23 protein-coding genes are annotated in these 20511 nt (G+C 34.9%); 4 read left to right on the top strand and 19 right to left on the bottom strand.

Annotated elements, in window-relative coordinates; genetic code table 11:
- Positions 1-113 precede the first annotated feature (113 nt).
- From BCI01S_RS05750 to BCI01S_RS05795, 10 genes are all read right to left on the bottom strand, one after another.
- Positions 114-980 carry a hypothetical protein gene (locus BCI01S_RS05750; protein WP_061797202.1) on the bottom strand — a complete coding sequence of 289 codons (867 nt, stop codon included), beginning with the start codon at positions 978-980 and terminating at the stop codon, positions 114-116.
- A gap of 6 nt (positions 981-986) precedes the next feature.
- Entirely contained in the window at positions 987-2003 is a 1017-nt protein-coding gene (locus tag BCI01S_RS05755; RefSeq protein ID WP_061797204.1) for an ATP-binding protein, read from the bottom strand.
- Between the two features lie 70 nt (positions 2004-2073).
- Complete coding sequence (locus BCI01S_RS05760; protein WP_061797206.1) at positions 2074-3111, bottom strand: restriction endonuclease PLD domain-containing protein; 1038 nt, start codon at positions 3109-3111, stop codon at positions 2074-2076.
- A gap of 100 nt (positions 3112-3211) precedes the next feature.
- Positions 3212-3526: a hypothetical protein gene (locus BCI01S_RS05765; protein ID WP_043858381.1), complete on the bottom strand. Its 315-nt coding sequence runs from the start codon at positions 3524-3526 to the stop codon at positions 3212-3214.
- 310 nt (positions 3527-3836) lie between these two features.
- Complete coding sequence (locus BCI01S_RS05770) at positions 3837-4127, bottom strand: hypothetical protein (RefSeq protein ID WP_061797207.1); 291 nt, start codon at positions 4125-4127, stop codon at positions 3837-3839.
- Positions 4128-4144: 17 nt separating this feature from the next.
- Positions 4145-5833 (bottom strand): recombinase family protein, encoded by a 1689-nt coding sequence (locus BCI01S_RS05775; RefSeq protein WP_061797210.1) that lies wholly within the window; start codon positions 5831-5833, stop codon positions 4145-4147.
- The gene (locus BCI01S_RS05780) at positions 5796-6347 is read right to left on the bottom strand and encodes a recombinase family protein (protein ID WP_061797211.1); all 552 of its coding nucleotides are present in this window, start codon (positions 6345-6347) and stop codon (positions 5796-5798) included. Before BCI01S_RS05780 ends, BCI01S_RS05775 begins: the two co-directional genes overlap by 38 nt.
- Positions 6348-6612: 265 nt before the next feature.
- Positions 6613-8307 (bottom strand): DNA primase family protein, encoded by a 1695-nt coding sequence (locus BCI01S_RS05785; protein WP_061797215.1) that lies wholly within the window; start codon positions 8305-8307, stop codon positions 6613-6615.
- Positions 8308-8351: 44 nt separating this feature from the next.
- Positions 8352-8945: a hypothetical protein gene (locus tag BCI01S_RS05790; RefSeq protein WP_061797220.1), complete on the bottom strand. Its 594-nt coding sequence runs from the start codon at positions 8943-8945 to the stop codon at positions 8352-8354.
- 22 nt (positions 8946-8967) lie between these two features.
- Positions 8968-9450: a hypothetical protein gene (locus BCI01S_RS05795; protein WP_061797224.1), complete on the bottom strand. Its 483-nt coding sequence runs from the start codon at positions 9448-9450 to the stop codon at positions 8968-8970.
- Between the two features lie 299 nt (positions 9451-9749).
- Between BCI01S_RS05795 and BCI01S_RS05800 the strand changes: the two genes are divergently transcribed.
- Entirely contained in the window at positions 9750-10232 is a 483-nt protein-coding gene (locus BCI01S_RS05800) for an arginine repressor (protein ID WP_061797227.1), read from the top strand.
- A 38-nt stretch (positions 10233-10270) separates the two neighbouring features.
- On the opposite strand, the gene BCI01S_RS05805 is transcribed toward BCI01S_RS05800, so the two are convergent.
- Genes BCI01S_RS05805 through radC form a run of 4 tightly spaced genes read right to left on the bottom strand, consistent with a single transcriptional unit; the run spans position 10271 to position 11925 of the window.
- Positions 10271-10579: a DUF960 family protein gene (locus tag BCI01S_RS05805; RefSeq protein WP_061797229.1), complete on the bottom strand. Its 309-nt coding sequence runs from the start codon at positions 10577-10579 to the stop codon at positions 10271-10273.
- On the bottom strand, positions 10566-10886 hold the full coding sequence (locus BCI01S_RS05810; protein ID WP_061797231.1) for a hypothetical protein: 321 nt from the start codon (positions 10884-10886) through the stop codon (positions 10566-10568). Before BCI01S_RS05810 ends, BCI01S_RS05805 begins: the two co-directional genes overlap by 14 nt.
- Before the next feature lie 27 nt (positions 10887-10913).
- Positions 10914-11429: a DUF1643 domain-containing protein gene (locus BCI01S_RS05815; protein WP_061797232.1), complete on the bottom strand. Its 516-nt coding sequence runs from the start codon at positions 11427-11429 to the stop codon at positions 10914-10916.
- A 16-nt stretch (positions 11430-11445) separates the two neighbouring features.
- Complete coding sequence (gene radC, locus BCI01S_RS05820; RefSeq protein ID WP_235844444.1) at positions 11446-11925, bottom strand: RadC family protein; 480 nt, start codon at positions 11923-11925, stop codon at positions 11446-11448.
- A 247-nt stretch (positions 11926-12172) separates the two neighbouring features.
- Between radC and BCI01S_RS05825 the strand changes: the two genes are divergently transcribed.
- From BCI01S_RS05825 to BCI01S_RS05835, 3 genes are all read left to right on the top strand, one after another.
- The gene (locus tag BCI01S_RS05825) at positions 12173-13354 is read left to right on the top strand and encodes an MvaI/BcnI family restriction endonuclease (RefSeq protein ID WP_061797236.1); all 1182 of its coding nucleotides are present in this window, start codon (positions 12173-12175) and stop codon (positions 13352-13354) included.
- Between the two features lie 295 nt (positions 13355-13649).
- A complete protein-coding gene (locus BCI01S_RS05830) occupies positions 13650-14276 on the top strand; it encodes a hypothetical protein (RefSeq protein ID WP_061797238.1) in 627 nt (208 codons plus the stop codon).
- Positions 14263-15417 (top strand): DUF262 domain-containing protein, encoded by a 1155-nt coding sequence (locus tag BCI01S_RS05835; RefSeq protein WP_061797240.1) that lies wholly within the window; start codon positions 14263-14265, stop codon positions 15415-15417. Before BCI01S_RS05830 ends, BCI01S_RS05835 begins: the two co-directional genes overlap by 14 nt.
- Positions 15418-15474: 57 nt before the next feature.
- On the opposite strand, the gene BCI01S_RS05840 is transcribed toward BCI01S_RS05835, so the two are convergent.
- The 5 genes from BCI01S_RS05840 to BCI01S_RS05855 all read right to left on the bottom strand — a co-directional run bounded on the left by BCI01S_RS05840 (position 15475) and on the right by BCI01S_RS05855 (position 20505).
- Complete coding sequence (locus BCI01S_RS05840) at positions 15475-17079, bottom strand: DNA cytosine methyltransferase (protein WP_061797242.1); 1605 nt, start codon at positions 17077-17079, stop codon at positions 15475-15477.
- Positions 17080-17288: 209 nt separating this feature from the next.
- The gene (gene rlmH / locus BCI01S_RS05845; protein WP_061797244.1) at positions 17289-17768 is read right to left on the bottom strand and encodes a 23S rRNA (pseudouridine(1915)-N(3))-methyltransferase RlmH; all 480 of its coding nucleotides are present in this window, start codon (positions 17766-17768) and stop codon (positions 17289-17291) included.
- Between the two features lie 80 nt (positions 17769-17848).
- Positions 17849-18010 (bottom strand): CxxH/CxxC protein, encoded by a 162-nt coding sequence (locus tag BCI01S_RS24640; protein ID WP_016201499.1) that lies wholly within the window; start codon positions 18008-18010, stop codon positions 17849-17851.
- Positions 18011-18316: 306 nt separating this feature from the next.
- Entirely contained in the window at positions 18317-19528 is a 1212-nt protein-coding gene (locus BCI01S_RS05850) for a S1C family serine protease (protein WP_061797245.1), read from the bottom strand.
- A 188-nt stretch (positions 19529-19716) separates the two neighbouring features.
- Positions 19717-20505, bottom strand: coding sequence for an MBL fold metallo-hydrolase (locus tag BCI01S_RS05855; RefSeq protein WP_047941022.1), 789 nt, complete (start codon positions 20503-20505; stop codon positions 19717-19719).
- Between the last annotated feature and the right edge of the window lie 6 nt (positions 20506-20511).

The following is a 20511-nucleotide window of genomic DNA, read 5'->3' on the forward strand; positions in this document are numbered from 1 at the left end:
GCACCTCTTCATAAAAATAGAGGTGCTGTTTTTATTTTTGCTTAGCTTATTTACTTGTGGTACGGTTCACCGTAATGTATCTAAATGAGGTTTTAAAACCTACATCAATGTTTTTATCCATTAAAACGTGCTTGCTTAAACTTCTCTATAATCTTGTAGAACTCTTCTTGGCTCATATTCACATACATTTCTTTCAAGCATACCTCTCTAAAGTATGTCACTCTTTTATATGATAACTTACATACTTTCATTATCTCCCATCTATGCATTCTTCTTATTCTCTTGTCTTTTGGTTCCTTAAAACTCATCATTATAAATAGCTCTTGGTATTTTGCTAAAACAGCATAACCGTATGCAATTGGAATAAAAAGTGCTGATAGGACTATAGGGATGAAAAATGTTATTAGTAAATCAACACTATTAAGAGTAACATAAGTAGCAACTGCTATTTTAATGGTTAATCCTAGAACTGCAAAACCTACAAATGACAAGATGAATGATAATAGTTTTTTTACCTTGTAGTACTCTTCTTTTGTATCTGCAACGGCATGTAACAAAAATAAAAGTGTTAGGAACGGTAGAAGTAACAATTCAACGAAAATGTTAAATGTAAAAGAGCTTAATAAAAACTCAACAATGACAATAAATTTTAAATTGTTCTTTAGTATACTTATGAAAAAATCATTGTTATCATTGTTTGTAATTGCACCAAAGCAAACTGGCACGCCAGTAATTGTTACCCAGAAGGCAATATCCTTTAAATACTTCCATTCCCAAAATGAGAATTTTGACGCTAATATTACCAAAATCATTGAATAAAGAATTATAATAATAAATGGAATAACTATTTGCTTAGCAGTTGCGGCTTGTATTACTTTAAATGCTGATGCTCTTATTGTGGGATTTAAGAAAATAAAAATAAGAATGACAATGAACCAGATTGCACTCGCAATTTCACGGCTAGAAAGTATATCAATCATATAGCTTTATATCCTTTGACTTTTTAACTTTTGTGAAGCTGATGAAGGTGAGCTGCTATATCCTTTACTAGAAGCCTCTTTCTTAGCATCTTCTAATACTTCATCAAAATCAATAGTATTTAATCTATCCAAGTTAATTCTCATTCTAACCAATGTACCTTTAATATCACAATCTTCAACAATTTCTTCAGAAAGACTATAAGTTATGCTTTTCTTCCCCGAAGCGATACTAAAGTAACCATTAGTTCTTTCAACAATTCTTCTTACCAGTGCAAGACCATACCCCGAGTTTTTATAATCTTCTGGGGCATAGGCATGATTTGATAACGCAGAAAGTCCAGGTATCATTGCTTTTCTAATAGCATCTTCATCAGTTGGCTGTCTAAACCAAGTCTCCTCGATATCGAAGGGAATAGTTTTTACTAATCCAAGACCTAAATCAGCAATCACTACTTCTACACTATTAGTAGTTGGGTATAATTGAGAACCATAATAAAAGTGTGTTGTTTGTGAATGGTCAAAGATATTTCTAATCATTTCTCTAACAACAAATTCAAACAAGTCCATAACATTTTCATCACTATCTGTTCCGAGGTCCCTCAATATCTTCCTTACAATTTTACTTGCAATATCATCATAGTAGGTTTCGATTGTTTTGCCTTGGTCATGAAGTGAATCGAATAGTTCAGCTAAAACTACTTTTGTTGGTGCAATGTAATTAGTTCCTTGACTATACGAACGTGCATCTGAGAGTCCTAACTTTTGAAAAATCCCCATGGTTTCCCCATAAGAGATAGCATCCCTATTAATATTTTCTATTGGTTCCAATTCATATGGCACAGCATCTTCTCTTAATCTATCAATTGTAGAAAGCAGTATGATTGCTCCCGCTGGCTCAATAAAATTTAGTGAAGAAAATTGAAAAGTCAGACCCTCTGGCTCATCTGAGTAGTACTTTTTTTCATCAAGATGTTTTGTCATTCTCATCATGTTATCGTATTTCATATTAACTATACTTATCATAATATCCCCCAAATAAATCAAGCTGTTTATAATAAGAGTTGGATACCCCTACTAAGCCCTAAAAGTTTTTCTATATTGAATCTTCTATTATATTTATTACATGGCTAGCAAACTCTTCAGTTAATTGAATTTTATCAGCACCGAAATTTAAAGCTCCAAGTGTTTTTCCCTGATTATTTTTTGTGATTGGTAATTTTTCGTCGTATGATGCTTGAATAGTAGCGATGGTGTTATTAAACGTATTCCATCTTTCGCTATACTTTGGACAAAGATTTTTTGCTTTTACTTCCCAAGGCCATCTACTAGAGGTTCCATCCAAATAATAAGGACCTTCTATAACCTCAAAATAACCCAAGAGCTTAGCTGTTCCCACAGCATAACAAATTAGTATATCTCCTTCTCTTACAGCAGCAGGTTTCCTCTTAGAAAAGTGAAGCTCCTGTATACCTGTTGATAGTCTTCTATGTTCAGAAAAAGGCTCGTCCGATACACCTACAGGTTTAATAAAGTAACGCTTATCAGAAGTAACTGTATGCTTTTTTTTATTAAGGATATCGCTGACGGTTAAACTAATTTTTGGCTCTTTAGGCATGGGAGATGCTTGTGAAAAGGCATCTATCTTTTTTATTATTTCCTCTAACTCTTTATTGGATAACACTATGCTTTCAACACTGTTGACTTCACTAACCAATTTTAATAATTGACTATTGTCATCAATTAAAACTCCCCATTCATGATTAGTCTCTAATCCAGAGTTTGTGAAATTAGCAGACGTAATTATTCCTTGTAATGGTGCTCCTGAATTTAAGGATATATATATCTTTCCATGTAATTTATTGTCAACTTGGACGCTATAACTAATATTGTTCTTTTGACAATTCAAACAGAAGGAATATAATGAGTTTGATTTTTTAAATAAGTCAGGGTCATTGTCTTTTAAGGTAGTTGTCAGCGAAATATGTCTAATACCCGTTCCTTGTAATTGACTGAAAAAATTATCAAATGATTCCATTAGAAAAGGGCTTATTATCTTTAGCTCATTTGCATTTAAAAGGATATTTTTAATGTCACTATAATGGTTAGAATTAATGTTATTTAAAATTTTCATAATCTCCCTCACCTCACATAGACATGTAACAATTTACCTATTTTAGTATACATTATTTAATTTTGGCTATCTATGATTAGTAAGAGAGAACAGTTTTCTTTTACACTTTAAAATAATAATGTAATTGTATGTCTTCTAACTGAGAGATTCCAATTCTCAAACACAAAGAAGAATTTAATTGAATTTCTTCCACATATTCAAGTTCTAATCTATTTTGTAACAGTAAGTCTAATTCTTTAGAATCCTCAACTATTAATATTGCTTGATGATTTTCAAGAAGAAATTCTTCAATCCTTTCACCATTACTTAGATACTCGTATAAGTGAGAAAACTCACTGCTTAGGTACTTTAACAATTCATTTGGTATATCTCCTGCAAGGTTATTAAGGTCTGTCAAACATTGAATCCTTTTCATCAACGATAACTCCTTGAAGGATTCTGTATAAGCTCTGATACTAAACAAGCTACAATTCCAACCACTGTTCCCATTAAAAAGTATTGCATTACTATTCCCCCTTTATTTTTCAAAAAGTAGTGTTCTTTTTCACATAAACGTAAATAGATACGCCAAATGCCACGCCTGCTTTGAATAGGTCAATTGGTGTCATGAACTCACCTCCCTTGCTGTAAGATTAAACACGAAAAAAGAGACGACAGCTCTTACAGAGCAAACCTCTCTGACTTGTAAATGTATTGATTATTCTACCTTTCCGACTGCCATTTCTTCATACGAAGCTAATAGGCTTCACAAGTTCACCATCTTTCAGCAAACCAATTCCGATATCTTTCAAACCATGCTTATCCTGTAATAAGTACACAACGTTCGATGTACCACCATCGTAGAAGAATACCCAGCATGTTAGTTCTGGTTTGTTTTCATCTGGAATAGTAGCCTTAACCTTTTCGTTCCTTATGTCATCTATTGAAAGAGTTCTAACATCCGCTTTCCAGTCCTTCCAAGCTAAATGTGGGTGATGCTCCTCCATGTAATTCCTGAATACATTAATAATGCTCATAGGTAATTTGCTCCTTTTCATAGGTTGATTAAAATAGAAAAAGGGGGAGAGAACTCATCCGTAATAGATGAATCCTCTCCCCCTTTAAAGGTGAAGTGTTTTGCAACTTCTTTATTGAGCTGTATTTGTATCGTATCAATCTTTCGGTCCTCACTGATGGTGATTTGTCGGATGAGCAGATGCATCAGCCTTTTCCTTTGCTCTCTAGTCAATGACTCTTTATAGGCACTCTTGAAGTTCTGCATGACCTGTTTGACCATAGAAAAGTTTATGAGCTGCGTACCACCTTGCCCCATCTGCAATTCAATTGGTGATAGCCTCTCTTCAAGTCGTTCCTTTTCTTCATTCAAGGTGGATAATCGTTGAACAAGGTCCGCTTTTTGAATCAAATCATCTTCGTACAAACCAAGGACCTTCTCTTTCTTTTGTTGATTGGATTCTAGTGCCTTTTTCAAGGTCTCATATTCGTGTTGAAGTGGAGAAGAATCTCGTTCTTTCTTGTTATTAATCCGTTCAACAATTTGCTCTATAAGCGCATCACTTGTGGCTATGTTTGATAGCTTTTCAAGTACATAAGGGTCTGCATAATCCGTTCTTACTCCATTCGAGCGACAAACCGCTGAACCTTTGTTCTTCCAAGCTCCACATACATAATACTCCAGAACCTTTTTTGTTCCGTCTTTGAGTGTGTTCGTTGTCCTTCCAATCACCATTCCTGCCCCACACGCAGGACACTTCATAATACCTGTGAGCGGGAACTCGCCGTCATGTATTCGATTAGGCTTGCCGCTTCTGCTCGCCATGATATTTTTTGCTTTTTCCCATGTTTCTTCTGAAATGATGGCTTCGTGCTGCCCCTTTTCAATTACAGGGTTAGGATTAATATTGTTTCTTCTCTTCTCGTTCCAATCTCTCCGGACATTGTAGCGAATAAATCCTGCATACAGGGGATTGCTTAGAATCGTTTTTACCCCGTTGATGGAGAAGTCTTTGTTCTTTTTTGTCCGGTGTCCTTCATTGTTAAGTTTGTTTGCGATGGATTTGTAACCATTCCCCTCAACGTAAAGGTCAAATACCTTTCGAACCGTTTGAGCTTCTGTTGGGTTAATCACAAGGGTAGATAGCTTTCTTTTACGATTCTCCCCTGGAACGCTTACGACATCGTAACCAAGCACCTGACCGCCATTCCAAGAACCTTCCTTTGCTCGTGCCAACATCCCCATTTTTACGTTTTGAGCGATATTGTCTCGTTCAAATTCAGCAATGACTGCTAACATACGAAACTGCATTTTTCCAGCAGGAGTTGCTGTTTCATAGTTTTCAGTATATGAGCGAAAAACAATATTTTTCCCTTCAAGTTCTTCAACAATATTAAGCAAATCTTTCGTCTTTCGAGAAAAACGATTCACCTTCCAAACAAGCACTAATTCAAAGTCTTTGCTATTAGCATCATGCAGTAGTTGCTGTAAAGCAGGTCTACCTTTAATATTTTTTCCACTTTTACCTCTGTCCACGTATTCCTTATGAACAACGTAACCTTCTCGCTCGCACATTTCTCTCAGAACTCGTACCTGTTCGTCAATACTGTATCCTTCTTCTGCCTGTTCCAACGTGGAGACTCGGGCATAGATAGCTGCTCTTTTCTGTGTTCCAGTTCGGCTAAATTGGTCAAGCTGGTCGTGTAGCTGTCTCGCTGAGTTCGGCATCATGTTCACCCCCTTTCTTATTTTCATCTTCAATTAACCACCAAGCTACCTGCGACAAAGGAATTCCTTGCATGGCTGCTAATCTTAAGTGTCTCGTATTGAGTAATTTGCACATGTATTCAAACACCCTCAATCCTTCTTGTGTGGAAGTGTCGAAAGGTTCCGTTACTGAACAAATCTCCACACCATATCTTGCAAGCTCTCTTTCTATTTGTTGAAGCTCTTCCCCATCAGGAGAAAGTGTAAATACATCCCAAACAACAACTACCCCGAACAAGCCTTTAGCAGCATCCTCCAATATTCGCTTCAAAACATTTCTTCTTTTCCCGTGAGATTCCGAGCTTGGTTCCCAGTAGACTCTACTGACTTGATATCCAGCCCGCTCACACTTGTCTTTTAAGACCTGGACGTCTCGATGAATTCTGTACCCCTCGGGTTGGGTCCACGATGTATTTCTTGTGTAAATTACTATCTTGTCTTGGTTCTGCTGTGCAGTTTCATCTCTACTTATCATTGGAATCTCCTCCTTTGGGGTGTTTTGTAAGGTATTCTGTGACCATTTCTGCTAACATGTCTAAAAGATTTTGATATTCGTAGATAGAACCTTCTTTTTCGTTCATGGCAAGCTCTCCTCGTCGTAGTAATAATATATATTTCATTTTGCATATGATTTTAGGAAAGGGGGAGGGGTGGGGAGTAAAATGGAAACTTTTCATATTTATTGCTTCCTTTATCCTTCCCTTACCAGAATTTTTGTTTTTGTACTCCCCCTATCCCCCCTAAAACTGAATGATTTCTCCGTTTAAGGCTAGGGTTGGAAGGTTTTCTAACCTCACAAATTCCATTCCTTCGAAATAAACTGTTCCCTTGACTTTCTTCGTCACAATTGGAATCCCCTCATTTGCAAGAACAATTTTGAAGTATCTCCAAAACTTTTGTCGGGATTTAGTTCCTTTGTCGTCAATCCCTTGCTCATTCAACCACCGTAAATAAATATCATGAAAATCAGATTGCCTTATACGAGCACCTTCTTTGAGAACTATATGTTCAACGAAAAACTCCCTTACAGGATTCTGTTCTACATAATAAGTCCGCTGGCATTCTTCAATTGCCTTACAGTGAGTAAATTGGTAGTTATTTTCTCTCAACCGTTTTAGCCCTATAATTGCCCAGTTCAATATCCCAGGTAATTCTACTAGTAATTTGTCAGTAAGTTCTTTGTCCTGTTCATCCGATTCAAATTTCTGGGGGAATGGGACAATTACCAACTTCCTAAAAAAGCCATGAGTCACATCCATTGAATCAGGTAGGGCATTAACAACAAAGACGAGTTTGCAATGTGGTTTATAGCTTATAGAGGGATGATATTTGATATTTATGGTAATGGTGTCACCACTCACAATGGCTTTAAAGTTCTCTGTCTTTAACGCATTACCACCCATTTCATTTTCAGCAGCAATATTTACTGATTTATTGACTAAACCTTCAAGACCGAACTGCTTGCCGAATTCAGCCAACGGTATGCTACTTACATTTTCTCCTCCCACCAACCGAGTAATTATGGAAACAAGGACACTCTTACCATTTCCACCGCTACCGTAAAAGAAGAATGCCTTTTCCGCTTTTGTTTCAGCTGATAAAAGGTAGCCTAAAATTTCCTGATGAACCCGAATGAGTTCTTCGTCATCTTTTGTAATCCCCTTTAGAAACTGCTCAAAGGTTGGAGCAACAGCTTTTGGTTCATATTCAATTGGCAATTGCACCGTTGATAAATAACTCGGGTGGTGGGGAAGTAGTTCAAATCTATCCAAACTCAACATCCCATTTTTCAGATTAATGAAGTTTCGCATGGTATTCATCTCATCCACTGTGTCTGCTTCTCGCAACAAAACTTTAACTACCTCTGCCTCCGCTTTACTATTCCAACTGTTCCAACGCCCTTCATGCATCAAGGTTCGAATTACTTTACCAAGTTCAACTTCTGATGGCTCTACGAAAACACCTTTCCTATGGTAAAGAAATAGACGTCCATCATTCGTTGATTGAACATGGCATCTCCGAACGAATTGCTTAGCAAAAACATTCGCATTAAAGGAATAGCTATTCTTCTTTTCATCGTAAATAAAGCCATGTTCTTCCGCTTTACTAATGTTTATCACCTGTTGCAGTTCCTCCAACAGTTCATCAGGAATCATTGCTTCCGTAATTTGTTCTGCTGATTCAAATATCTTTGCAGATTCATAGTTCGGCATACGAATAAAATCAAAGAGCAATGCCTTAAAATATTGAAGGCTTTCTGAACGGTCAATCATATACAAAGCCGTTACTAACATCGATAGCTGTTCCTTCATGTGAATACCTTCAAGTAGTTTTCTAATTCTTTCACTTCTTTCAAGCAATCTCACTTTATAAACCTTGTAAGGGGAAATGTAGTGGGATACTTCTTTCGTTAAAACTTCCTTTATCTGCTTCATAGGTACTTGCTCCTTTGCAACAGAAGGGGGTATCCCTTCTGTTATTATGTATTAGGGTTTTCAATGGTCAAAATCTCTATCTTTTCAAAAATATTACCGGCTTCCGAAGTCACATGATGAATTCTTGCTTGTCCAGTTAAACCTATCAAATGCCCCATCGTTATTCTTTGACCTTTGAATACCTGTTTGAAGGCTCCAAGAAACATCATAAGAGCGGATTGTTGATTGGATGAGATATTATAAGCTAGTGACAACTTCGTAACTTGTTCGGTAACTTCACTATAAAGGGAAAACGTAATCACATACTGGTCTTTCAAACCAAATTGAGTCACTACATTATCACGAACGTTAATTTCATCGATTCGGTACTCAAATAAGCCCTCATTGACTTTTGCCATCCGCTGCATTGAAACAGAGTCATCAACAAATGAGATGATTCTTTCCATTGCATCATTTCTTTGGGAAGCGTTTGAAAATGATTCAGAGAGTCTTTCATTCATATTCTCGGTATTAATAGTGTTTTGTTGGTTCATAGAAAGTTCTTCCTTTCCATTTTTGTTTGCTTCTTGTTCTAGTTCTTTGTTGTTATCTTCACTTGGTTTATTTATTACTGGGCGTCTTACTTTTTTGAGAGCCATTATGCAACCTCCCTATTTTCACTTAGATACAATTAATAATTTCAATAGACTCGTTATCTCTTAAGCCAAAGCAATTTGAGTTGAATTCTGGGAAAAAATTGACCATATCATTGCTGACACTTCTAACTGAATCCTCTGGGTCATCACCAAAGTATCCATCCTGTATTAATAGGTCTTGTATTGGTACCTTGTTCAAAAACTCAGCAAATTCAAGTAACAAACCTACATATTGCCCTCGGTTCATGACCATTTGATATCCTTTCGGATACCAGTCAATTTCAATCATGTCATCATGAATATAGATGCGGTTGGGGCGCACACTCAATTCAGACAAGTCTTTTATGAGTTTTTGCAGTTGCCGTTCTAACCCGTTTTCGCAAGTCCCTTCAGGAATTTTCACACACGCTGGTAAACGGTAAATGGCATTGATTCCATCATAGTGGTCACTGCGGACATCAGTTAAGGCAGCAACAGCAATTTGAAAGTTATTTTTGTAACGAAGCATTTTTCATTCCTCCAATCAATTTCGCTTGCAAAATGAATATAACCCATTTTATTCATACTTGTGAAGGTAAAAATGCTGATTTAAACGGAGTTGATTAAACCTTGTTATTCATATAGAATATAATTATTCATATTTTTATTCATTATTGTTGTGGAACAAGTTATATTTCAGACAAATACCATTAGTCATCTATCGTATGGAGCTTTATTCATTCAAAAGCAATAGGAGACTAATAAAAAATGCACAATTACCGTAAATGTGACAAATTTGTGAACAAACGACTTTTAGGGGGAAATATCATGGAAACTAATATTCATTCAAATAACAATGAACGCTTATCGGAAAAGAAAAAACGTCATCAAGCTATTCACCTTTTGTTAGGGGAAATGGATTTACGAACTCACGAGGACATTGTTCTTGAATTGCAGAAACAAGGGATTAAAACAAGCCAATCTACCGTACATCGTGATTTAGAGCATCTTGGTATCAAGAAAAACAATGATGGGTACTTTAAACTATCACATGATGTGCAAAAAAAATTTCATCTTGATATCCTTTATGACCTACTAATAAGCAGTAATTCAAGTACATCTAGAAATGTCCAGACCTATTTCATCAAAACTGAAAAAGGAAAAGCACAGCAAATTGCCTTTCATCTTGAACAGGCATTTAATGACATCGTCTTAAAAACAATCATTGATTTAGACAGTGTTTTGGTTTTTGCAGATGGGGATGAAGCGTCGGATGAATTTCTGAAGGTTTTTGAAGGAGAGGATGAATGAGGGTGGCTATTACCGCCATTCCTTATTCATCCTTCCAATCAATAATCCTTGGGGAACAACATTGTTTGGTATCTTTCGTCATCTATAATCCAAACAGTAGTATTTTTAGCTCCTTTGACTTTGTTATTGATGATAACCTTTGTTTGTAGTGAAGGTACTTCTTGCCTATTCGTTATTGTTAAAGTTTCCACACATACACTAATTTCAAAAACTTGCAGATAATCCATTTGCTCCTTTCGTTGTTCATTGATTTCATCGTAAAATTTCCACAAGACCACTTGTAATTCAATATCTAATTCTTCACTGATTGCCTTTGTCATATAGCGTGATTTGTTAGTCAAATTCATTCTTCTCTCCCTGTCCAATCAATACATTTTCATATACTTTTTCTTCATCTTTCAAACAAACTAAAAAGAGTGGATTATTGGTCTTTGCTTCTAAGGCAATTCCAATAATCCACTCTGATTCTCCATTGTATAAATATGTGTGAAATGAAACCGGATTCGGTAATATTTGCAATACATCCTCTGAAATGAGTTCCTCGTCTAGTTCCTCATGATATAGAAGTACCGTTTCCTCACCTATCTCATTTAATTCAACTGCTACATCGAATTTCTCTTCCATAAAATTTATCAATTGCTCGATACCAAACATAGCTTGCTCCTTTCATATATAATATTATTAGCTCACCTTATAGCTATCGTCATACGATACTAATTTCCACTTATGTTTCAGTGCTGGATAGAGAGGATGGAAACCTTTCCGACCAAAATTAGCTTCTATTTGAAGAATGTTTGCCTTCCTGTCTAGCAAAATGGCTAAAATCATATTTAACCGTTCAATAGCTTTCTTATTTGTTTCTACTCCTTTTCCAACCGCAATAATAACATCATCTACTCTTGCGATTGCTTCCTGAATACATTTCAAATTATCAATATCAGACTCTTTCGTTTCTTCTCCTTCAATAGATGGAAATAAATTCACAATCTCTACAACACCGTATTCCAATTTAGAAAGGTTATTAATGACGTACATCGTTGTTTGGTCTTGCAAAATTTCATCTGCTTGACCTGCGTTTTTCATGATGACAAGTGCTTTTTTCTTGTTCTTGTCCCACTCTTTCCTAATAAGATACTTGTTTTTCATTTCGTCATCGTAGGTGACTTCAGTTTTTATCGTGCTTTTTGTTGTTCTCACTGCTTTTTTACTCCTTTCAGATATAGCCTTTTTCTTTCAATGAAACGAATGTATCGTCACCAACAATAATGTGGTCAAGAACGTCTATACCAATAATTTTTCCTGCTTCAGCTAACCTCTTAGTAACCTCTATATCTTCTTTGCTTGGTTCGGCTTTCCCCGATGGATGATTGTGTCCAACAATTATTGATGCAGCATTACTTAGGATTGCTGACTTCATTACCTCTCTAGGATGTACTATGCTAGCGTTTAAGCTTCCAATGTGACAGACATTGATTGATACTGGCTGGTTTTTAGTATCAAGGGAAGCGACAATGAAATGCTCACGGTCTTTATCTGCAAGGAGCAACTTCATTAATTGGTACCCATCTTCAGGAGACCTAACTGACCTTTCTTTGTAAAGCAGACTTGATTCTTTTACTAATTTTAGTGAAACAATATTAACTCTTTTTGCTGGTCCACACTTATCCTTCTTTCCCTTATCCACATACTCCATTTTATACACCATCCTTATATATTATCGAAAAAATAATATATATTTGAAACGCTAATTAAATACGCCTATTTTCACCACCAATAGTCTTCATATTTTACCACAGGTATTTTTTACATATTTTGCTTTACAACAGACAAAAACCTATATATAATAACAAATACAAGTAAGTATTGTTAATAAATAACCCACATGATTTTCATTTATTTAACCAACACGAAAAAACCAACATTACAAAGGGGGAAGTAAAATGGAATTCAACCCGAATCCAAGAGAACAATTGTTGATTCAGAAGGTATTAAAAGTACATTCAGAGGAGTATGCATTAGTTAGACTTACTGGAACAATGCTTCATAAGTCAATTATTGATGCATCAGCCTTAATCAGGGGCATTCTCAAAGAAGGTGGAATAGTTGATTATGCTCATGTTGGACGTGGTCCGGATGGTAAAATTATGAAAGATATTATTCTGCTTTCATCTGATGTCAAGACAGAAAAGGTAAGTTTTTATCGTCCACATACCAAAAAAGGTGACCCACGATTTTGGGTGTATGGTCTAAAAAAATATGTGACTGAAGGCGACATGATACTGCTGACAGTTTTCAATAATACGCTAGTGGTCATCCCATTAACACAATCAGGATTCCAACAAGATATCATTGAAGATTTCTTTGGCATCGAGGAAAATCTTAAAATAAAAGAAGAACTATTTGAATTAGTTGCAGCCTTAAAAGCAAAGGGACCTGTTATTAGTGAATCTCCATACTCTCGTGCAGCAAAAGATGTAGGAAGAACCTTAGAACGGGAATTAGGGATTCTCCCTAATAGTGATAAGCTAGCTGATTTCAAATCTAAAATTGAGTTAAAGGCAAAAAGAGAGGGTATGAAATCAAAAGATACTTTATTTTCAATGGTGCCAGACTGGTCTATTAGTTCAGTTTCTTCTTCCCCTGAAATGTTATTAACTTATGGTTATCCTTCTAATAAGTACGAAGGGTATGTTGACCTTTTCGTAACAGTAAACCACGAGAAAAATAATCAAGGATTGTACCTTGAATTGGATGAAGAAAATGGTTTGCTTCACCAACACTATATTAATACGGAAACTGGTAAGAAAAGAGCCACATGTTCGTGGAAATTGGATGAAATTAGAAAGAGGTTGTATGCAAAGCATCCTGAAACAGTTTGGTTAATAGCAGAAGAGTTAGTCATAGATGGTAAAATCCATTTTCACTATAAACAAGCCAGTTACACCAAAACACCAGTTTTCAGTTCATTTTTAATGCTTGTTTCTCAAGGCAAAGTAACTTATGATTGGCGTGGACGAGTAAGGGAAGACGGAACTGGTTATAAAGACAAAGGTCATTGCTTTAGAGTTTTACCAAAGTACCGGCACTTACTCTTTAATGAAATAGAAACAGTTAAACTATAAAGGGAATGATGTATCAATAGCTTTTTCTACTGATACATCATTCCCAATTAAATAATTATAGTACAACTTGAGCTTATATCTCTGGGCATGCTCCCAGTAACCTGTAAATATGGCTATGTAAATAATAGGAGTATAATAGCATGCCCACCTTTTCTGAAATCGAAATACAATTCTTATATAATCATCTGTACTTTTATTTATAAATTACAGAATAATTTAACTTAACTTTATTTTTGTGGTTTAATTAAGGTATAACCTATAAGTACTACGGGTTATTGTTAAAGGGGGAAAAGTTTTGATAGACTCTTATGTTGACAAAACTTTGGAACATTTCAAAATAAACGAAACAAACAATCTAGAAGATTACTTAAAACGCCTTTATTTTATTTATCCTACCTTACATGTTAATCATGAAGAGTTGGGTGATATTATAAATGAAGCCCAAAAAAGATTTAACACCTCTTTTCATCATATAAAAGTAATTGGTTCTAAACATCAAGGATTTAGTTTTATGGATAAAAATGGTGATGGGGAAATTAAATACGTTCAAGATGATTCTGATATTGATTTAGCAATTATAGATTCTTACTTGTTTAATAAGCTTTCAACAAATACTCTGATAGAAACTAATAATTTTCAGGATAAAACCAAATTTAAACCTGATAAATTTATGGGCAAAAATGTATTAAATTATTTTAGTTACTATAGAAAAAATTTAATATCTGGTTTTATAAGACCTGACAGTCTTGGATGCTACAGTGACAGGAAATTATTTAATGATTTTTCAGAAGATATGAAAAGTGAATATGATATTAAAATAAGTGCTGCTGTTTACCTAAACGAAATAAGTTTCATAATGCGTTTAGATAAACAAATACGTCAATTTTATGAGATGAGGGTAATTCAAGATGGACTTAAATGAAAAATTTGAAATTAAATCTGAATCTTTAGGTGAACTGTTTGTCAAAATGAGAAATAAAACTTTAGTTTATGACCCATACTACCAACGTAACTTCGTATGGGATACTGAACATCAAAAGGAATTTATTAGGACTATACTGCTAGGATTACCGTGTCCTATGATATTTGTAGCAGAAGGCGAGATTGATTTAGAAACCCATATTAAATATCTACATATTATTGATGGGCAGCAACGAATGAGAACTGTTGAGAAATTTTTATCAAATAATTTGGAAGTAGATAACAAATTATATAAAGATTTAGAAGAAAAGGAAAAGATAAATTTTTCTAAATATCAAATTGGAACAGTTAGATTAAAATATAATCCTGAACAAGATATAACTGAAATAAGTAAGATTTTTCAAAGGTTAAACATAGGAAACTATGAACTAACGAGCACAGAAAAAACATTATCAAAGTTCTCTGATAATGAATTTGTCTTCTTAGCTAGATTAATCAGTAACGATAAGATTTTAGCTTCTGAAGACGTGGAAGGCTTAAGCGATGATTTAGATGAAGACGAAATTGCTAATGAGAATTCGATTCATTTCAGAGAAAATCCTTTTATTACAAGTGACTTTAAAGATTGGGCTGAAAAAAAAGAGTTCACCAAATTCAAGACCTTTTTCTTAAATGAAGAAATATATTCTATTCAACAAATCAAGAGAAACGTTAACACTAAAGATGTTATTGACCTAATAGGAATTCTAATAAATAAAGAGTTTCATGGAAGAGTATTAGAAGATGAAGAAATTGAAATTCTCACAGATACAGTTTTAAAACAAAAAAATCTAATTTATATAAAATTTGTTAAGGCTATTGATGTATTCAATAATATAGAAATACCTGAAGTATCTGGTTTTCGCAAAAAGAAATATTTTTACCTTAGAAGTAATGCTTTTTCACTTTTTTTAACTTTACTTCTCAATTATGAATATTTGGACCATCTTGATATTGATAAATTTAACGAGAAACTCGAAACTTTTTGTTCAGACTTACCAGATGACTATATTTCAGCAGCTAAAAATAGTCCCATGGATAAAAAACAAAGAAAGCTTAGAAATGAATATTTAGATTCTATCATCAAAAATTGTATTTTATAATATTTTAATAAACGATTTGCTTCACCTCTTAAATTGCAAGCAAATCGTTTATTTTATTTATATTAATTGTTTTTTCGCTTCTAGAGCATTTCGTACTGATTGTGCTATAGCAAAAGCCAAAAGTGGTGGAACAGCATTACCTACTTGCGTAAACTGTGGTACCTCATCTTTTCTCTTATCTCCACCAGTTGTTCGTTTTCCTAAGAATTCAAAACTATCATCAAAGGATTGTATTCTTGCCATCTCTCTTACATTCAATATTTTATTCAATGTAGGATGAATAAAGTCATCTGGCAAAGTTACCATTGTCGGTCCAGTCTTTTGAGAATCTAGTCTAGTCCTAGTGTTCTTATTGGTCAAAAGAGCATTCAATATTTCATTCCAGTCAATATTAATAGTCTTAGTGTTTAATGAATCATTTAGGAACAACGTTACCAATTCCTCTTTAGTAAAAATCCTATTAAATTCCTTCTTTGCAACATTAAAAATTGAAGTAAAAGCGTCCTTCTCAATTTTCATTTTACCAATTGGCTTCTTAGCTTCAATTAAAAATAAATTAGAATCTACTTCTATATCCCATAGTTTTATAATCCTTTTATATAAACTTACGATTAAATTCTTCTCCATTTTCATTTTATTATTATTCAATTCTCGTCTCAAAATGTTTAAATTAAATTCTTTATTAATCGTGAATACTGTCTCAATAAGGAGGTTCGGATAATTACGTAAATCTAAAATCATTTCCCCATTATTTTTCTTCTTCAAAAGCCTACTTTTCAGATTAACTACAGACTCACCTTGATGAAACAAAGAGAAACGCTCTTGTATCACCGCATTATGTTTGGATTCCTCCACATTAAAGTGTTTTACAAAATTAGGAACTGGCTCTAAACTCTCAAAATGTGGTGTACGTCCATTACTTGATGCAATTGCATAATTCATTTTATTTGTTCTAATACTTACTCCTGCCAATGCTTCTTCAACTGTTATTTTTTCGTTTTCATTAATAGTAGTAGGAATAGGGTATTCTATTGGCGTAACATCTTTTCTATAAGCAAGTACTATTACTCTTAATCTTCGTTGAGGTACTCCAAAATCGGATGCATCTAAAATTTTAGGCTTTAAGACAGTATAACCGAACCCTTCTAGCTCTGTTTGAACAACTGTACTCACTAATTCATCATCTCTATATTTAACATTATTAAAGCTTTTGAAATCTGGATTAACTTGCATACTCATAAATCCAGTAACATTCTCCATCACTATATATTTGGGTTGTATATCTTTAATTACTCTTAGATACTCTCTAAATAACATATTCCTTGGGTCAGACTTGTCCCTTTTTCCTGCTATACTAAATCCTTGGCATGGGGGTCCCCCGAAAATAGCATCAATATCCCCCTTTTTAAAGCTTTGTTTCTTATCTTTAAAATCAGAAAGCTCATTAATTCTTTTTAAAATATATTCTCCTTCTAGTTCTCTTATATCAGCCAACTCAAAATGTGTATTCTTCCCTTGAATTAACCCTAATTGTTTATGCCTATTTTTATACGTTTCCATAACGTGTGCACTTCTATCACTTGAAAAAACGATGTGGAATCCAGCTTGTAGAATTCCTTCACTAAATCCACCAGCTCCACAAAATAAGTCTATTGCATACATGGTTTTTCACCTCTGATATAATGTATCATATTGTCGAAAAAATTTCCAGGATTAAATATTGACTTTTCAATATCAATATTTGTTAAAAATAGAGAATTACTTTTGGGAAGTTTCCATTTCTCATACAAAACTTGCGTAAAAAAAAGAAAACATACAAAATGTACATTTTCTCAAATTTTTTCTTTGATTGTTTTAAATAAAAACCTCATTTACTTATGATACGGTTCTCCCCTCATAATCCGAAAAGCCCGATAAACCTGCTCCACCAGAATCAACCGCATCAATTGATGGGGAAATGTCATCTTGCTAAACGACAACTTGTCATCCGCTCTTCTCAATACGTCATCACTAAGCCCCAACGATCCGCCAATAATAAATGTCACTTTGCTCTTCCCGTATGTACCTAACTTATCGAGTGTGTCGGCTAACTCCTCGGATGACTTTTGCTTGCCCTCTATCGCAAGTGCAATAACGTGTGCATCAGCTGGAACTTTGGCAAGGATTCTTTCTCCTTCTTTTTTCTTCACTTGCAGCATCTCGGCATCGCTTAAGATTTCGGGTGCCTTTTCGTCTGGCACTTCTATAATTTCTATTTTAGAATAGCTTGAAAGTCTTTTTGTATATTCTTCGATTCCAAGCTTTAAATATTTTTCTTTTAACTTTCCTACTGTAATAATTGAGATATTCACATGCTTTCCTCACTTTACAAACAAGATATCCACAATACTTATCCACATATCCACATTTTTAATCCACATATAGTATGGAATCACTTGTTCGCCACCATATATATGGCATTATTTTTACAATATTCACAGGTTGTTGATAACTTTTCTTCTTCTGAAATTTGTTCTAAAATCGGAAAGGTTTCATACTCATTTACAACGGAATCTATTGCTATATCAACGTGTTCAGCACAACTATAAATCATATCTTCTTCTCCTTTTACCTCTTGCTGTTTTCATTTTTCTATAAATAATTGTGGATAATATTTCTTCTTGACCTTATTATTAGTTATCCACATTCCATCTTATCATTCTACCTAAAAACTGCAACTACTCTAATGAAATTCCTCAGCCTTTTTCGATAAAACCTTATCCACAAGCATTTTATTATTTTTTACAGAAACTATTTCGCTCCATTACATCTATTCAGCAATAGTATCTCCATTCAAAAAATACATACACATAAAAAAAGTAGAGCGATACCTAAATAAGGCTTCGCTCTACTTCCTTAACTACATTTCTTCCTCTGATAACGTAAGCTCTGTTGTTTCTAGCTTACCGTTTCGATAATATTTCACTTCCATTTTATCGCCGATTTTCTTCTCCGTATATAAATGCTTTCTTAATGAAATTAAATCGACTATTTCTTCCCCATCTAGTTCTACGATAACATCTAGCTCTTTTAATCCTGCTTTTTGTGCTGGAGAATTTCGTGATACATCTTTTATCGCAACACCTGTTGTAACATCATTCGGTAATTTCAAAGCTTCCTGCTGATAATAGCCTGGAATATCACTAACAGATTGCAGTTCTACCCCCATATAAGGGCGCTGCACTTCTCCATGTTGTTCTAAATCCTCAATAATCGGAATCGCTGAGTTAATCGGAATCGCAAGTCCAATTCCCTCTACCGCAGATTCAGCAATCTTCATGCTATTAATACCAATAAGCTGTCCTTCGATATTAACCAGTGCACCGCCACTATTTCCTGGATTAATCGCTGCATCTGTTTGAATAACTTCTGATTGCCAATCAGGTGTCCCATCTTCATTTATATCGACAGGGATGGTCCGCTGTAAGCCAGATATGATTCCTTGCGTGACAGAACCAGAAAACGTTAATCCAAGAGGATTCCCAATTGCAATGACTGGTTCACCTGCCTTTAAGCTATCAGAATTGCCGAACTCTGCTACTTTTGTTATCTCTTTTGCAGCTACTTCGACTACTGCTAAATCGGTCCAAATATCAGCACCTATTAGCTTAGCGTTAATTTTTTTTCCATCTGATAACGTGACCTCAAGTTCCGTTGCTCCTTGGACTACATGATTATTTGTGACAATAAATGCTTTGCCGCCACTTTTCTTATAAATAACTCCAGAACCTGTGCCCGCTTCTTGGGCTGTTGTTTCATCTGCCCAGAAATTAGAGGACTGCAGATTGGTAATTCCGACAACTGAGTCCGCTGCTTTATCCACTGCCTTTGTAATATCCGTTTCCACGTTCAATGAAATATTCTGTGTTTTTATCCCATCAGAATTAGTTACGATTTGCTCATTTTCATTTCCATTCTGAAAAATTGCTAAGTCCGTCAAGCGGGGGCTTAATAATAATACTAGTAATGCTCCTATCACCGCACCTATAAATCCAGAGAAGAAATAGCCTCTTCTTGAGCCTCTCTTTGGCCCATCTCCCCGATTACCGTAATCATACTCCACAAGCTTCATTCCTTTCTAAAGACATAATCTAAAAATCATCCTTAACCTATATCCTTATTATTTTTCCTGTTTTTTAAAAAAACAAACGAAATACTTCAAGAAGTTTTCTCCCTATCATGCCCAAAAGCCTTCCTGCCATACTTTTATTTCTCTAGTAAAAAAAGCGAATATCTAACTATCCGCTTTTTTCGATCCTGCTATATAGCCATTAGCTTTGTCGGTATCCTTGGATCGGTATCAAATAAATGAACCTGTTCCCCCAAACCAACGCCACGGCTTTCTAATGTCTGTCCAACTGACATCCTTGCTAGATCCTTCATATTATTATCTAAGCTTAAGTGCGCAAGGTATATATGCTTTGTACGATCTCCAATCACTTCACTCATGGCTATCGCAGCATCCTCGTTACAGACATGTCCCACATCACTTAATATACGTCTTTTAATATTCCATGGATATTTTCCCATCCGCAGCATCTGCACATCATGATTGCTTTCAAATACATACGAATCTGCATTGGAAATAATTCCTTTCATTCGATCACTTACGTACCCAGTATCTGTGATAAGAACGAGCTTCTTCTCTCCTTCATGAAATACATAAAACATTGGCTCTGCTGCATCATGAGAAACACCAAAGGATTCAATGGATACATTGCCGAATGTCTTTACTGTTTCCATATCAAAATGAAATTTCTGCTCGACTGGAATTTCCCCAATGAGTGGATCCATTGCTTTCCATGTTTTTTCATTCGCATAGATCGGCAGTTTATACTTTCTTGCAACAATACCTACCCCTTTAATATGGTCACTATGCTCATGTGTTACTAATATGCCTGTTAGATCACTCATTTTTCGTTCAATGCCTTGAAATAAGCCTTCCATTTGCTTTCCGCTTAATCCGGCATCCACTAAAAAGGAATGTTCTCCTGATTCAACAAAAATGGCATTTCCTGTACTGCCACTTGCGAGAACACTAAACCGCATTTTCTC

The sequence above is a fragment of the Niallia circulans NBRC 13626 genome, assembly GCF_001591585.1.
Classification (GTDB): Bacteria; Bacillota; Bacilli; order Bacillales; family Cytobacillaceae; genus Niallia; species Niallia circulans.